We start from the raw sequence: 13536 nt of genomic DNA on the forward strand, positions 1-13536 counted from the left end.
TACGCATGGCCCATGCGCCTCTTCCTGCTCACCGCCCTGACGATGGTGGCCTTCGCCGCCAACTCCATCCTCAACCGCCTCGCGTTGGCGGGCGGCCATATCGACGCCGTGCCGTTCGGCGCGATCCGGCTGGTGGCGGGGGCCGCGATGCTGGCCGGTCTCTGCATCGTCCTGCGCGGCGGGCTGCGCCTCGGTGGGCCCGCGCGGGTGGCGGGCGTCGTCTCTCTCTTGGTCTACATGTACGGCTTCTCGCTCGCCTATACCGCGCTCGATGCCGGCTTGGGCGCGCTCATCCTCTTCGGCATGGTCCAGATCACCATGTTCGCCGCCGCGCTCCTCACGCGCGAATCCCTGCCCGCCCGCCGCTGGATCGGCGCGGCGCTGGCGCTTTCGGGTCTCGCCTGGCTGATGTGGCCCGGCGCCGGCACGCCGGTCAGCCCGGCGCATGGCGCGCTCATGGCGTTGGCGGGCATCGGCTGGGGCGTCTATTCCCTCGCGGGCCGCAAATCGAAGGACGCGCTTCAGGCCACCGCTGCCAACTTCACCCTCGCCGCACCCTTCGGACTGCTGGCCTGGCTCGCCCTGCCCAGCCCCGCTGACGCCGCCCCTCTCACCACCTACGGCATCCTCCTCGCCATTGTCGCCGGCGCGGTCACCTCCGGCCTCGGGTACGCGCTCTGGTACACCGTCCTGCCCGCGCTCGCCGCCTCCGTTGCCGCCGTGGCCCAACTCACCGTGCCGATCATCGCGCTCCTGGGCGGTATCCTCATCCTGAACGAGTCCCTGACCGTGCAGATCGTGCTCTCCTCCGCCCTCGTTCTGGGCGGCGTTGCGCTTTCCATGCCGCGCCGCCGCAAAACCTGAGCGCCGGGGCTGTATCTGTGCCGCCGGAACGCCTATCTCAGTCTTCATGAAAGCCGCGCTCACCGCCCTTGCCCTTCTGCTCCCCGCCCCGGCCCTGGCCGATTGCGTGGTCCTGCTGCATGGCCTGGCGCGGACCGAGACCTCCTTCATCGTGATGGAGGAAGTGCTGAAAAACGAAGGCTACACCACCTTCCGCACCGATTATCCCTCGACCGAACTCGATATCGCCGAACTGGCCGAGGAAACCCTGCCCTACGCCGCCCGCGTCTGTGGCGAAGACAGGATACATTTCGTCACCCACTCCATGGGCGGCATCCTTCTGCGCCACTGGCTGCGCGACAATCGCCCCGCCGATATGGGCCGCGTCGTCATGCTGGGACCGCCCAACCACGGCTCGGAACTGGTGGATCAGCTGGGCGGGCTGGAGTTGTTCGAGTGGTTGAACGGCCCCGCCGGACTGCAACTCGACACCGGCACCGACAGCATCACCAACACGCTGCCCCCGGTGGATTTCGAGCTTGGAATCATCGCCGGCACGCGCTCGCTCAACCCCTATTTCTCTGTCCTGATCGAAGGCGCCGATGACGGCAAGGTCTCGGTCGAATCCACCAAGGTCGACGGCATGGCCGACCATATCGAACTGCCCGTCAGCCACACCTTCATGATGAACAACCCTTACGTCATCGCCCAGGTGCTGGCCTTCCTGAAGGACGGCGCGTTCGACCACGACATGAACATCACCGACATGTTCATGGGCCTCACGGAATGAGCCTCGCCCTGCGCCTGACCGGGGCCGAGGTGCTGACGCCCGCGGGCCTCGCAGATACGCCGCTCGCAATCTCGGACGGCCTGATCACCGACACCACACCGGTCCGCGAGGTGGACCTCTCGGGCCACCTCATCCTGCCGGGCCTCGTCGACGCCCATGGCGACGCCTTCGAGAAACACCTCGCGCCCCGGCGCGGCGCAATGAAGGATCTCGACCAGGGCCTGATCGTGGCCGAGGCCGAGCTGGCCGCCAACGGCATCACCACCGCCACGCTGGCGCAGTTCTACAGCTGGGAAGGCGGGATGCGCGGACCGGACTTCGCCCGGCGCGTGCTGGAAAGCCTCGACGATATCCGCCCCCGCGTCGGCACCGACCTGCGCGTGCAACTGCGCTTCGAGATTTCCATGCTGGAAGATTACGCCACGATAGAGGACTGGATCACCCGCTACGCCATCCCCTATCTGGTGTTCAACGACCACCTGCCGCATGACCTGCTGGCCAAGGGCAAGACGCCCCCGGGCCACGTGGGCAAGTCGCTCAGGATCGGAAAGAACCCCGACAGGCATCTCGAAGACATCCAAGCGCTGCACGCCGGGATGGACGCCGTTCCCGCCGCTCTCGACGCCCTCTGCGCCCGGCTCTCGGACCTGCCCGTGCGCCTTGGCAGTCACGACGACAACACCGCCGCCCAGCGCGCCGCATGGGACGCGCGCGGCGTCCACATCGCCGAGTTTCCCGAAACCGCCGAGGCAGCCGAGGCCGCGCGTGCCACCGGCGCGCCCGTCGTTCTGGGCGCGCCAAACGTGGTGCGCGGCGGCTCGCACAAGGGCAATGCCAGCGCGCTCGACCTCATCGCTATGGGGCTGTGCGACGCGCTGGCCTCGGACTATCACTACCCGTCCATGCGCCGGGCCGCCTTCCTTCTGGCCGATGGCGGCTTGATGGAGTTCGCCGCCGCATGGGGGCTGGTCTCGTCAGGTCCGGCACGGCTTCTCGGTCTCACCGACCGTGGCACACTTAGTCCCGGTCAGCGCGCCGATCTTGTCATCCTCGACGCCAAGACACGCGACATCTGCGCCACGCTTTCAGCCGGACAGGTCACCTATATGAAAGGCGACGTCGCCGCCCGCTTCGTCGGTTAATCCGCGCGCCCGACGCGGTTCACATGGCCCATCTTGCGCCCTGGCTTGGCCTCCGCCTTGCCGTATAGGTGCAAGCTCGCCCCGGCCTCCCCGGCAATGTCAGGCACCCGGTCCATGTCGTCCCCGATCAGGTTCTCCATCACCACGTCCGCATAGCGCGACCCATCGCCCAGCGGCCATCCCGCCACCGCGCGGATATGCTGCTCGAACTGGTCCACGGCGCAGCCCTGCTGCGTCCAGTGCCCCGAATTGTGCACCCGCGGCGCGATCTCGTTCACGATTAACCCCTCACGCGTCACGAACAGCTCCACGCCCATGACGCCGACATAGTCAAGCGCGTTCAATATCCGTCCGGCCAGCAGCACCGCATCCGTCCGCTGCGCCGTGCTCAGCTTGGCGGGCACCGAGGTGGTGTGCAGGATCCCGTCGCGATGCACGTTCTCGCCCGGATCGAAACAGGCCACCTGCCCATCGACGCCCCGCGCCCCGATCACCGACACCTCGTGGCTGAACGCCACAAACCCTTCCAGGATCGCCGGCGCGCCCTGCATCTCGGCCAGCGCAGCCTCGGCCTCGGACGCGTCGTTGATCCGCACCTGCCCCTTGCCGTCATAGCCAAAGCGCCGCGTCTTCAGGATCGCGGGCGTGCCCATCTCCTCCAGCGCGGCCTCAAGGCTCGGCAGGTCGGTGATGTCGGCATAGGGCGCGGTGCGCAGCCCCAATCCGGTCAGGAATTCCTTCTCGGTCAGCCTGTCCTGGCTCACCCGCAGCGCCTCGCGCCCCGGACGGATCGGGCGGGCTTCTTCCAGCACGTCCAGGGCCGAGGTCGGGATATTCTCGAACTCATAGGTCACCACATCCACGGCCCCCGCGAACTGCCGCAGCGCGTCTTCGTCCTCATAGGGTTTCTGGAAGTGAAAATTCGACACGTGGCTCGCCGGGCAATCGCCCCCAGGCTCGAAAATGCAGGTCTTGAACCCCAGACGGCTGGCCGCGACGGACAGCATCCGGCCCAGTTGACCGCCCCCCAGGATCCCGATCACCGCCCCCTGCGGCAAAGGTTCAGTCATCGCTGGGCTCCTCGGGGATCGAGGCCGACAGCGCCGCGCGCCACTCGTCCAGCCGGTCGGCCAGCGCATCATCTTCATTGGCCAGGATCGCCGCCGCCATCAGGCCCGCATTGGCCGCGCCCGCCGCGCCGATCGCCATGGTGGCCACGGGAAAGCCCTTAGGCATCTGCACGATGGAATAAAGACTGTCGACCCCCGACAGCGCCTTCGTCTGAACCGGCACGCCAATGACCGGCACCCGTGTCTTGCTGGCCATCATCCCCGGCAGGTGCGCCGCTCCCCCGGCCCCGGCAATGATCGCCTTCAGCCCGCGGTCGACAGCGGTCTTGCCATACTCCCACAGCCGGTCCGGCGTGCGGTGCGCCGAGACGATGCGCGTCTCATAGGCCACGCCCAACTCGTCCAGAATCACCGCGGCTTCCTTCATCGTGGCCCAGTCCGACTGGCTGCCCATGATGATGCCGATCTGCGGATTGCCCATGTCACGCTCCCCTTTACGGAGCGCGCACTATACCCATCGCCGCTGCCTACGCAATGATATCCGGCAGCAGCCGATCCTCGATCCACGAGATCCGATCCTTCAGACGCAATTTCTGCTGCTTGAAGCGTTTCACGGTCAACGGATCACTCGTGCCCTTTTCCTCCAGCGCCAGGATCGCCTCGTCAAGGTCGCGGTGCTGGCGGCGGAACTCTTCCAGCTCCACCCGCAGCACCTCGTCGGACTTCATCGACAGCTCGTTGAACTTGTTCATTTGGGCAAGACTCTCTCGAAACCACCGCGTTTCCCGACAATAGCGCCAAACCTCTTGCCGGCATAGCCCTTGCAGGCCCCGCCCCACGGCCCCATATTCATCTCAAGAGGTCGCCGCGAACGGGGCCTTACATACGGACTGTCGCTTGACTGGATAAGGACACGCCCATGACAAAGCTATCGATGGGATCGCACCCCTACATGCTCGGCTTCGAGCAATTGGAACGCCTGCTGGAACGCAGCGCCAAGTCAGGGAACGAAGGCTATCCGCCCTTCAACATCGAACAGACCTCCGAGAATTCGTACCGCATCACGCTGGCCGTGGCCGGATTCGCCGAAGGAGACCTGTCGATCACTCTGGAAGACCGGCAACTGGTGATCCGCGGACGCCAGCGCGACGACGCGGATGGCCGCGTCTACCTGCATCGCGGCATCGCCGCCCGCCAGTTCCAGCGCAGCTTCGTGCTGGCCGACGGCGTCGAAGTGGGCGAGGCGATCATGGAAAACGGGCTTCTGCACGTCGACCTGACGCGCGCCGCACCAGAAACGGTGGTTCAGACCATCAAGATAAACAAGGGGTAATCAGTATGGACACGCAGTACGACTTCGAACAAGAGATGGAACGTCCCATCGTCTATGTCCGTCAGGTCAACGCCGATGACCTGCCCGACGATGTGCGCGAGCAGGTGGGCGAGCTGGAAACGCTCTACGCCGTGCACAACGAGGAAGGCGAGCGCTTGGCGCTGGTCGCCGACCGCAAGATGGCCTTCGTCCTGGCGCGCCAGAACGACCTCGACCCGGTCACGGTCCACTAGAACCCCACTTCGGTTTCGGCCCGCGTCACCGGGCCGAAACCCCGCTGGTCAAGCGGCACCTTCGCTGGCATATGGATTTTCGACGCTCACCCGACGCGAAAGGCCCTTATCCCAGTGACCCAGATCATCAATTCCCTCTCCGACATTTCCGGAAATTACGACGCGCTTTTCGTCGACCTGTGGGGGTGCGTGCACAACGGCGTCACCGCCTACCCGGACGCGGTCGAGGCGCTGATGACCTACCGCGCCGACGGCGGCACCGTGGTGCTTGTCACCAACTCCCCCAAGCCCCGCGCCGGCGTCGAATCCCAGCTCGACAGCTTCGGCGTCCCCGCCGCCTGCTACGACGCCATCGCCACCTCTGGCGACAGCGCCCGCGCCGCCATGTATCGCGGTATGGTAGGCCGCAAGGTCTGGTTCATGGGCGAGTGGGAGCGTGACGCCGGCTTTTTCGAACCCCTGGAGGTGATCGAAGATCCCGTCGAGATCGAGCGCGTCGACCTCAAGGAGGCCGAGGGCATCGTCTGCTGCGGCCCGAATGACCCGATGGCCGACCCGGACACGAATCGCCCCGATTTCCTCTACGCCAAGCAGAAGGGCCTGAAACTCCTTTGCGCCAACCCCGACATCATCGTCGATCGCGGCGATGTGCGCGAGTGGTGCGCGGGCGCGCTGGCCCGGCTCTACACCGAGATGGGCGGCGAAAGTCTCTATTTCGGCAAGCCGCACCCGCCGATCTACGACCTCGCCCGCCGCCGCCTGTCGGCCCTGGGCCAGGATATCTCCAGCGACGGCATCCTCGCCATCGGCGACGGCATCGCCACCGATATCCAGGGCGCCACCGGCGAGGATATCGATTCTCTCTTCATCACCGGCGGGCTGGCGGCCGAGGAAACCAAAACGTCGCACCAGCCCGATCCGGACGCGCTAACCGCCTACCTGCAAAAGGAAATGTCCTCACCCACCTACGCCATTGGCAAACTCCGGTGACAAAATAATCCTTGATTTTCTGCGCCTGCAAAGTAATAAAGTTGCAACCTTACCTACCGTAAGGTGTTATTTATTGCGCACCCGATATGGGCGCAGGTGGAAATGGAGGGTCTGATGTTGGACAACATGCCGCGCGGAACGATCACGATCGAAGAGATCGAAATGGGAATGACCCGATCGCTGCGCAAGGTCGTGACCGACGAGGACATTCGCATGTTCGCCGAGGTTTCGACCGACCATAACCCGGTGCACATGGACGACGATTACGCCCGCGACACCATCTTCGAGGGCCGCATCGCCCACGGGATGCTGACCGCCGGCCTGATCTCTGCCGTGATCGGTGAACAGCTTCCGGGGCACGGTACCGTCTACATGGGCCAGACCCTGAAATTCCTCGCCCCCGTACGCCCCGGCGACATGGTCGAGGCCGAGGTCGAGGTGATCGCCATCGACTATGCCAAGCGCCGCGTGACGCTGGAAACCCGTTGCTTGGTGGACGGCAAGAAGGTCTTGGTGGGCGAGGCGACCGTGCTGGCCCCGACCGGCAAGTTCGACTGATCCGCGCTTAATTCGCTCAGCGAATTAGCGCGACGCGTCACACGCCCGGAACACGAATCGTGTATGATGCGTTTTGTCAGTGCACAACCATAGGGAGGACGAAACCGATGGATGCAATCCAGACAGCAGAATATGCCCGCGCCTTGCTCAGCGCCCACGGCCCCAAGGCCGAGGCCGAAGCCGCTCGCAAGATGCGCGAATCCCATGATGCCGGGCGCAAATCCGAAGCCGCCGACTGGGCCGCTATCCGCCAGGCGGTCACCGAGCGGCGCGGCCCCAGCCAGACCTGAGGCCCGGCCCCTGGTGGAAGGGGGAGAGGCGGCCTAGCCCAGATCGGGCTCGGTCGCCTTGAAGCTCTCTATCTCCTGCACGGCGGCCCACCACCGCGCCAGCTTGCCCGTGATGATCGGGTCGGCCTCCGGCGTCAGCGACACGTAAAAGATCATCGGCGCCAGCATGTAATCGGCCAGCGTCGCCTGCTTGCCGCAGATGAACGGATCGGCCCAGTCCATCAGCAGCGCGTTCAGCGTCTGCGAATCCGCAAGGTTCTTCGACAGCGCGTCGTCATCCTTGCCGCCGATCAGCTCGGGAAACAGGTGATACCCCGCCGCCCCCATCAGCGTATCGTATCCATAGCTGGTGAACACGCTGATCGCCTCGTTCATCTTGGCCCGCGTTTTGGCGTCGTCGGGCTGAAGGCTCGGCCCTTTGCCCGTTTCATCGATATACCGGCAGATCGCGTCGCACTCCCGCAGGCGCATGTCGTCGATATCCATCACCGGCACCTTGCCAAAGGGATGCCGCTTCAGGTGTTCGGGCTGCTTGGGTTCGCCTTCCAGCACGTTCACATGCACCTGGTCGTAATCAATCTCGTTGTCCATCAGGACCATGCGCGCCGTCCGCACATAGGTCGATCCGTTGAAACCATACAGCACCGGTTTATCGGCCATTCACTCTCTCCATTCATATAGTTGCTGCTGCATCAACGCATCAGGGTGCATTCCGTTGCTTGGCACTGTGCAATGCACGGCACCGCCTCTTGATCACCCCACCGCATCCGGCTACCCCTGCGCCATGCGCATCATCCGCGATTACACCTTCATCGACCCCCAGGACCGTGGCGCCTCCGTCGCCATCGGCAACTTCGACGGTGTGCATCTGGGCCACCAGTCGGTGATCGACCTCGCCCGCAAGGGCGACGGCCCCCTTGGTGTGCTGACATTCGAGCCACACCCACGCGAGTATTTCGCCCCTGACGCGCCGCCTTTCCGCCTGATGGGCCACGAGGCACGCGCCAACCGCCTCGCCAAGCTGGGCGTCGAGCGGCTCTATGAGCTGAATTTCAACGCCGCTCTCGCCAGCCTGACGCCGCAGGAATTCGCGCGCAACGTCATCGCCGACGGGCTTGGCCTGACACACGTGGTCGTCGGCGCCGATTTCTGCTTCGGCAAGGGTCGTGCTGGCACCGCCGCCGACCTGCAACGCTTTGGGGCCGAAATGGGCTTCGACGTCACCATCGCCACGCTGCTCGAAGGCGACGACGGCCAGGTCTCCTCCACCGCCATCCGCGCCGCCCTGACCGAGGGCCGCCCCCGCGACGCCGCCGCCATGCTGGGCCACTGGCACCGTATCGACGGCCCTGTGATCGGCGGCGAACAACGCGGCCGCGACTTGGGCTATCCCACCGCCAACATGTCCATCGAGGGTCTGCACCCGCCCCGCTTCGGCGTCTATGCCGTTCTGGTCGACGTGCTCGACGGCCCGCACCGGGGCCACTACCACGGCGCCGCCTCCCTCGGCGTGCGCCCCATGTTCCAAGGCGAGGTCCCCAATATCGAAACCTTCCTCTTCGATTTCTCCGGCGACCTCTACGGCGCCGACCTCTCGGTCGCCCTCGTCGAATACCTCCGCCCCGAGGAGACCTTCGACAGCCTCGAGGCCTTCATCGCCCAGATGGACGCCGACTGCGACCGCGCCCGCGCGATCCTGGCCGCAATATGACCGACACCTCCGACCCCATCGACCGCTCCGGCCTGCGCCCGCGCTACTGGGAAACCGTGCCGCTCGATCGCATGACCCAGAAAGAATGGGAAGCGCTCTGCGACGGCTGCGGCAAATGCTGCCTCAACAAGCTGGAAGACGAGGACACCGGCGAGGTCGCCCTCACCCGCATCGCCTGCCGCCTCTTCGACGACAGCACCTGCCGCTGCGCCAATTACGACATCCGGCATCAGTTCGTGCCCGAATGCATCTCGCTATCGCCCAAGAATATCGAGGGCAGCCTCTACTGGCTGCCCGAAACCTGCGCCTACAAGCTCCTCTGGACCGGCAAGCCGCTTTTCGACTGGCACCCGCTCATCTCGGGCACGCCCGACAGCGTGCACGCCGCCGGCGTCTCGGTGCAAAACGCCACCTTGCCCGAATTCGAGATCTCGGAGGACGAGTGGGAAGACCACCTGATAGAGGAACCGTTGGGATGCGACTAGGCTCCGACAACACCGGCCCCGCCCTGCCCCAAGTGATGGACGCTCTGACCCGCGCCAATGACGGCCACGCCGCGCCCTACGGCACCGATGCGCTCACCGACGCGGCTCGCGACAAGGTACGCGAGGTCTTCGCCGCCCCGGACGCCGCGGTCGAATTCGTTGCCACCGGCACGGCGGCCAACGTCCTTGCGCTCGCCACGCTCACCCAGCCGTGGCAGACGATCTTCTGCACGCCGCGCGCCCATATCCTGGTCGACGAATGCCACGCGCCCGAATTCTACACCGGCGGCGCGCGCCTGACCCTCACGGGGCACGAGGACAAGATGACGGCCGACGACCTTACCGCCGCCATCGCCGCGCTGCCCCGGCGCGACGTCCACGCGTCCGAGCCGGGCACCGTCGCGCTCACGCAGGTCACTGAAATGGGCCAGCTTTACACGCTGGATGAATTGCGCAGCATCACCGACGTGGCCCACGCCCACGGCCTCCCGGTGCATCTCGACGGCGCTCGCTTCGCCAATGCCTGCGCCGCCCTCGGCTGTACGCCCGCCCAGATGAGCCATGAGGCCGGAATCGACGCCGTCTCCTTCGGTGCGTCCAAGAACGGCTGCCTCAATGTCGAGGCCGTCGTGATGTTCGACCCGGGCCACGCATGGGAACTGGAACGCCGCCGCAAGCGTGGCGGCCACCTTGTGTCCAAGGGCCGCTTCCTGGCCGCGCAAATGCTGGGATATCTCGAAGACGACGTCTGGCTCACCTCGGCACGCCGCGCCAACGCCAACGCTGCCCGCCTTGTTGCGGGCCTGCGCGCCCTGCCCGGCTGCACCTTCCTCGCCGAACCGCAGGCCAACATGATCTTCGCCCGACTGCCCCGCGCCACGCACCAGCGCCTGCACGCGGGCGGCGCCATTTACGGCCTTTACGAAGGCCCTTTGGAAGATGGGGACCCGGACGAGCCGCTCCTGATGCGCTGCGTCTGCGACTGGTCCCTCACCAACGACCAGATCGACGATTTCCTGGCGCTTGCCAACGGCTGACGCGCCGCCTCAGGCCCACCACCGCGCCACCGCAACGCCGATGGTCGCGGACGTGCCCGTCAGCAGCGTCCCCCAGGTGAAATCCGTGGCCACCATCCGCCACGTCCAGTCTTTCAGCGTCGCAAGGTTGGTAAACTCATAGGTGCCATACCCCATCGCCCCGATCAGCGCGGCGGTGCCGAACACCCAAAGTAAACTGTGCCCCTGCTGCATCGCGGGCCAGCTGACGAACCACAGCACGCAGAAGATATAGAAGGCGTAGAACACGACCGCCGGGCCCATTCGCGGGTTGTCCAGCAACAGCCCCTTGATGTCCTTCTCGAAGGTCGGCTTGATCAGGTAACTCAGGCCAAGATAATCCAGCCCCAGGAAGACCGCGAAGGTCACGGCGTAGAGAATGGCGATGGTCATGGTTGGCCTCCTGCACGGGTGAACGCAGCCCGGACCGCGCCGGTTCCTGCCGCCCGGCAAGAGCTAGCGTGAAAACCGTCAGGACAATGATTCTGCGTCACACGTTGCGCAGGAATCTCAAGATTTCCGCACTCACCTGGCGCGCATGGGTCAGTGGCACCATATGGCCCGCCCCCGCGATCACCGCCCGCTCCGCCCGCGGCAACCGCGCCGCCAGCCCCTCGTTGATCGCGCTTATGATGTCCGGGGATGTGCTGCCCTCGATCAGCAGCGCGGGCTGCCTCACCGCCTGCAACACACCCGGCGCCAACAGGCCCCCCACATCGTCGTAAAGCGCGGGATGTCCCGCCTCGATCAGCGGCATCTGCGTCGCCAGCCGGTCGCGCTCCGCCGCGCTCAGGCTCTCCCATTCCGCGCCATTGCCCCAGACTGACAGGAACGCCCGCGCCGCCGCATGTCCGTCACCGGCTTCCATGCCGTCGGTGAACCCGGCCATCTGCTTCGCGAACCCGTCGCGCATCTGCGGATGGTCGACCAGCGCCACGGCAAAGAACACAGGCTCGATCAGCACCAGCGACCGCACCAGCCCGGGCCGCATGACCGCCAGCCGCAACGCCACCGTCGCACCGAAGGAATGTCCGATCACATGCGCCGGGCCGTCCAGCAGATCGGTGGCGATCTCCGCCGTCACTTCCTGGATCTCGCCACGCTCGTCCCAAGCGCCGCTGCGCCCGTGCCCCGGCATGTCGAACGCCGTCAGCGTCAGCGCCCCCGACAGATGCCGCGCCAACGCCCCCCAACTGCCCGAATGCGCCAGCGAGCAATGAATGGCCAGCGCCGGCTGCGGCCCTTGCCCGAACGTCGTCCAATAGGTCGGAAACCCGGCTTTCAACGCCTCAGGCATCGCGCCTCGCGGGTGGCATCTGCGGGGAAATGCGGCAGGGTGCGTCTCATTTGTCGGGCCTTTCACGGCATTCGGCACCCTCGCCCAATGCATGTCTTTGCCAGACGTGCCACCCATGCTAATCGGTGTCAACGTCACGAATCTGTCAAGATCGACCACCCGGGGACCCTTCACATGTCAGTCACACACGAGCCGAAGCTTATATCCGGCAATGCCAACATGCCGCTCGCCAAGGCCGTCGCGCGCCGCATGTCCATGCATCGCGGCGTCAATGTCGGGCTCGTGGACGCCCGCGTCGAACGCTTCAACGACGGCGAGATCTTCGTCGAGGTGTTCGAGAATGTCCGCGGCGAGGACATGTTCATCATCCAGCCGACCTCGAACCCGGCCAACGACAACCTGATGGAACTGCTGATCATGGCCGACGCGCTGCGCCGCTCCTCGGCCAAGCGCATCACCGCCGTGATCCCCTATTTCGGCTACGCTCGGCAGGACCGCCGCACCAAGGCCCGCACGCCCATTTCGGCCAAGCTTGTGGCCAACATGATCGTCGAGGCGGGCATCGAACGGGTTCTGACCATGGACCTGCACGCCGCCCAGATCCAAGGCTTTTTCGACATTCCCGTCGACAACCTCTATGCCTCGCCGGTCTTCGCGCTCGACGTGATGACCCAGTTCCGCGACCATCTCGACGACGTCATGATCGTCTCGCCCGACGTGGGCGGCGTGGCCCGCGCCCGGGAACTCGCCAAGCGGATCAACGCCCCCCTCAGCATCGTCGACAAGCGACGCGAGAAAGCGGGCGAAGTGGCCGAAATGACCGTGATCGGCGAAGTCACCGACAAGATCTGCGTGATCGTCGACGACATGTGCGATACCGCCGGCACCATGTGCAAGGCGGCCCAGCACCTGATGGACAACGGCGCGCGCGAGGTGCACGCCTACACCACCCACGGCGTCATGTCCGGCCCGGCGGTCGAACGGATCACGGGCTCGGTGCTGAAATCCATGGTCATCACCGACACGATCCAGCCCACCGAGGCGGTCAAGAACACGCCCAACATCCGCATCATCCCCACCGCGCCGGTCTTTGCCCAGGCGATCCTGAACATCTGGAACGGCACGTCCGTGTCGTCGCTTTTCGAGACCCCGACGCTCGAGCCGATCTACGAAGGTCAGTTCGGCACCTGACTGCACTCAAAATGAGTGGCTGCGCCACGCTTTTTTGTTTGATTGGGGCCAGCCCCAAACCCCGGGATATTTGGGGCCAGAGGAAAAGGCATTTCAACACGTCTTCCTCTGGCGAAAAATATCCCCGCCGGAGGCGCGAAACGCTTCAGTAAAGCTGCCAGTCGTCCTCGTGCGGGACGGCGCCGATGGCCATCCAGCGGATGCGGGCACGGGCCACGCGGGTGTCGCCCCATGTGCGGAACACCACCTCGAACCCTGTCGGCAGCACGTTTTCCGCAGTGACATCGGCGCGGGCGTTCGTCGCGCTGTCCATGTCCCACATCGACAGGCTGACATGCACCGACGGCGGCTCCTTGAATGCCGTCCCGAATTTCACCTTGCGGCGGCGTTCGCGGGCGCCGGTGCCGGTCCACATCTCGCCGCCATCCTCGTAATCCGAAAACAGGACGTCATCGCCCTGCTCGATCCCGATGGTCTGATTGACAAGATACTTCATCTACCGCCACGCGCCGCCACACCATTGGTCCTACTATCGCTTTTCGGCGAAA

At 65.4% G+C, this 13536-nt stretch carries 19 protein-coding genes; 12 read left to right on the plus strand and 7 right to left on the minus strand.

Annotated features, from left to right (window positions below; all coding sequences use genetic code 11):
- Positions 1 to 12: 12 nt before the first annotated feature.
- Genes XM53_RS07605 through XM53_RS07615 form a run of 3 tightly spaced genes read left to right on the plus strand, consistent with a single transcriptional unit; the run spans position 13 to position 2775 of the window.
- Entirely contained in the window at positions 13 to 864 is an 852-nt protein-coding gene (locus XM53_RS07605; RefSeq protein WP_057791933.1) for a DMT family transporter, read from the plus strand.
- A gap of 46 nt (positions 865 to 910) precedes the next feature.
- Complete coding sequence (locus XM53_RS07610) at positions 911 to 1633, plus strand: alpha/beta fold hydrolase (protein WP_057791935.1); 723 nt, start codon at positions 911 to 913, stop codon at positions 1631 to 1633.
- The gene (locus XM53_RS07615) at positions 1630 to 2775 is read left to right on the plus strand and encodes an alpha-D-ribose 1-methylphosphonate 5-triphosphate diphosphatase (RefSeq protein WP_057791936.1); all 1146 of its coding nucleotides are present in this window, start codon (positions 1630 to 1632) and stop codon (positions 2773 to 2775) included. The genes XM53_RS07610 and XM53_RS07615 overlap by 4 nt, the downstream gene beginning before the upstream one ends.
- Here XM53_RS07615 and XM53_RS07620 read toward each other — a convergent pair.
- From XM53_RS07620 to XM53_RS07630, 3 genes are read right to left on the minus strand one after another with little or no spacing between them, the layout of a single operon-like run.
- On the minus strand, positions 2772 to 3845 hold the full coding sequence (locus XM53_RS07620) for a 5-(carboxyamino)imidazole ribonucleotide synthase (RefSeq protein ID WP_057791938.1): 1074 nt from the start codon (positions 3843 to 3845) through the stop codon (positions 2772 to 2774). The two genes, XM53_RS07615 and XM53_RS07620, sit on opposite strands and share 4 nt — an antisense overlap.
- On the minus strand, positions 3838 to 4326 hold the full coding sequence (gene purE / locus XM53_RS07625) for a 5-(carboxyamino)imidazole ribonucleotide mutase (protein WP_057791939.1): 489 nt from the start codon (positions 4324 to 4326) through the stop codon (positions 3838 to 3840). Before purE ends, XM53_RS07620 begins: the two co-directional genes overlap by 8 nt.
- A gap of 46 nt (positions 4327 to 4372) precedes the next feature.
- A complete protein-coding gene (locus XM53_RS07630; protein ID WP_057791941.1) occupies positions 4373 to 4597 on the minus strand; it encodes a YdcH family protein in 225 nt (74 codons plus the stop codon).
- 167 nt (positions 4598 to 4764) lie between these two features.
- Between XM53_RS07630 and XM53_RS07635 the strand changes: the two genes are divergently transcribed.
- The 5 genes from XM53_RS07635 (at position 4765) to XM53_RS07655 (ending at position 7249) form a co-directional block, all read left to right on the plus strand.
- Positions 4765 to 5178, plus strand: coding sequence for an Hsp20 family protein (locus XM53_RS07635; protein WP_057791943.1), 414 nt, complete (start codon positions 4765 to 4767; stop codon positions 5176 to 5178).
- A 5-nt stretch (positions 5179 to 5183) separates the two neighbouring features.
- Positions 5184 to 5411: a DUF1150 family protein gene (locus XM53_RS07640; protein ID WP_057791945.1), complete on the plus strand. Its 228-nt coding sequence runs from the start codon at positions 5184 to 5186 to the stop codon at positions 5409 to 5411.
- A gap of 114 nt (positions 5412 to 5525) precedes the next feature.
- Entirely contained in the window at positions 5526 to 6401 is an 876-nt protein-coding gene (locus XM53_RS07645; RefSeq protein ID WP_057791947.1) for a TIGR01459 family HAD-type hydrolase, read from the plus strand.
- A 114-nt stretch (positions 6402 to 6515) separates the two neighbouring features.
- Positions 6516 to 6959, plus strand: coding sequence for a MaoC family dehydratase (locus XM53_RS07650; protein ID WP_057791949.1), 444 nt, complete (start codon positions 6516 to 6518; stop codon positions 6957 to 6959).
- Positions 6960 to 7066: 107 nt separating this feature from the next.
- Complete coding sequence (locus XM53_RS07655; protein WP_057791951.1) at positions 7067 to 7249, plus strand: hypothetical protein; 183 nt, start codon at positions 7067 to 7069, stop codon at positions 7247 to 7249.
- Between the two features lie 33 nt (positions 7250 to 7282).
- Here the strand turns inward: XM53_RS07655 and XM53_RS07660 are convergent, their stop codons facing one another.
- A complete protein-coding gene (locus tag XM53_RS07660; protein WP_057791954.1) occupies positions 7283 to 7909 on the minus strand; it encodes a glutathione S-transferase family protein in 627 nt (208 codons plus the stop codon).
- Positions 7910 to 8033: 124 nt separating this feature from the next.
- Between XM53_RS07660 and XM53_RS07665 the strand changes: the two genes are divergently transcribed.
- From XM53_RS07665 to XM53_RS07675, 3 genes are read left to right on the plus strand one after another with little or no spacing between them, the layout of a single operon-like run.
- Complete coding sequence (locus XM53_RS07665; protein ID WP_057791956.1) at positions 8034 to 8960, plus strand: bifunctional riboflavin kinase/FAD synthetase; 927 nt, start codon at positions 8034 to 8036, stop codon at positions 8958 to 8960.
- Positions 8957 to 9445, plus strand: a complete 489-nt coding sequence (locus XM53_RS07670) for a YcgN family cysteine cluster protein (protein ID WP_057791958.1) — start codon at positions 8957 to 8959, stop codon at positions 9443 to 9445. The genes XM53_RS07665 and XM53_RS07670 overlap by 4 nt, the downstream gene beginning before the upstream one ends.
- Positions 9436 to 10482 carry a threonine aldolase family protein gene (locus tag XM53_RS07675; protein ID WP_057791961.1) on the plus strand — a complete coding sequence of 349 codons (1047 nt, stop codon included), beginning with the start codon at positions 9436 to 9438 and terminating at the stop codon, positions 10480 to 10482. The genes XM53_RS07670 and XM53_RS07675 overlap by 10 nt, the downstream gene beginning before the upstream one ends.
- Before the next feature lie 9 nt (positions 10483 to 10491).
- Here XM53_RS07675 and XM53_RS07680 read toward each other — a convergent pair whose 3' ends face one another.
- Together XM53_RS07680 and XM53_RS07685 are read right to left on the minus strand one after the other, a co-directional pair.
- Entirely contained in the window at positions 10492 to 10893 is a 402-nt protein-coding gene (locus tag XM53_RS07680; protein ID WP_057791962.1) for a DUF2177 family protein, read from the minus strand.
- Between the two features lie 97 nt (positions 10894 to 10990).
- Positions 10991 to 11797 (minus strand): alpha/beta fold hydrolase, encoded by an 807-nt coding sequence (locus tag XM53_RS07685; protein ID WP_057791964.1) that lies wholly within the window; start codon positions 11795 to 11797, stop codon positions 10991 to 10993.
- A 174-nt stretch (positions 11798 to 11971) separates the two neighbouring features.
- Here XM53_RS07685 and XM53_RS07690 point away from each other — a divergent pair, with 174 nt between their 5' ends.
- Complete coding sequence (locus tag XM53_RS07690) at positions 11972 to 12988, plus strand: ribose-phosphate pyrophosphokinase (protein ID WP_057791966.1); 1017 nt, start codon at positions 11972 to 11974, stop codon at positions 12986 to 12988.
- A gap of 145 nt (positions 12989 to 13133) precedes the next feature.
- Here XM53_RS07690 and XM53_RS07695 read toward each other — a convergent pair whose 3' ends face one another.
- Positions 13134 to 13484 carry an H-type lectin domain-containing protein gene (locus tag XM53_RS07695; protein WP_057791967.1) on the minus strand — a complete coding sequence of 117 codons (351 nt, stop codon included), beginning with the start codon at positions 13482 to 13484 and terminating at the stop codon, positions 13134 to 13136.
- Positions 13485 to 13536: the final 52 nt, after the last annotated feature.

This window comes from Roseovarius atlanticus (assembly GCF_001441615.1).
Lineage (GTDB): Bacteria > Pseudomonadota > Alphaproteobacteria > Rhodobacterales > Rhodobacteraceae > Roseovarius > Roseovarius atlanticus.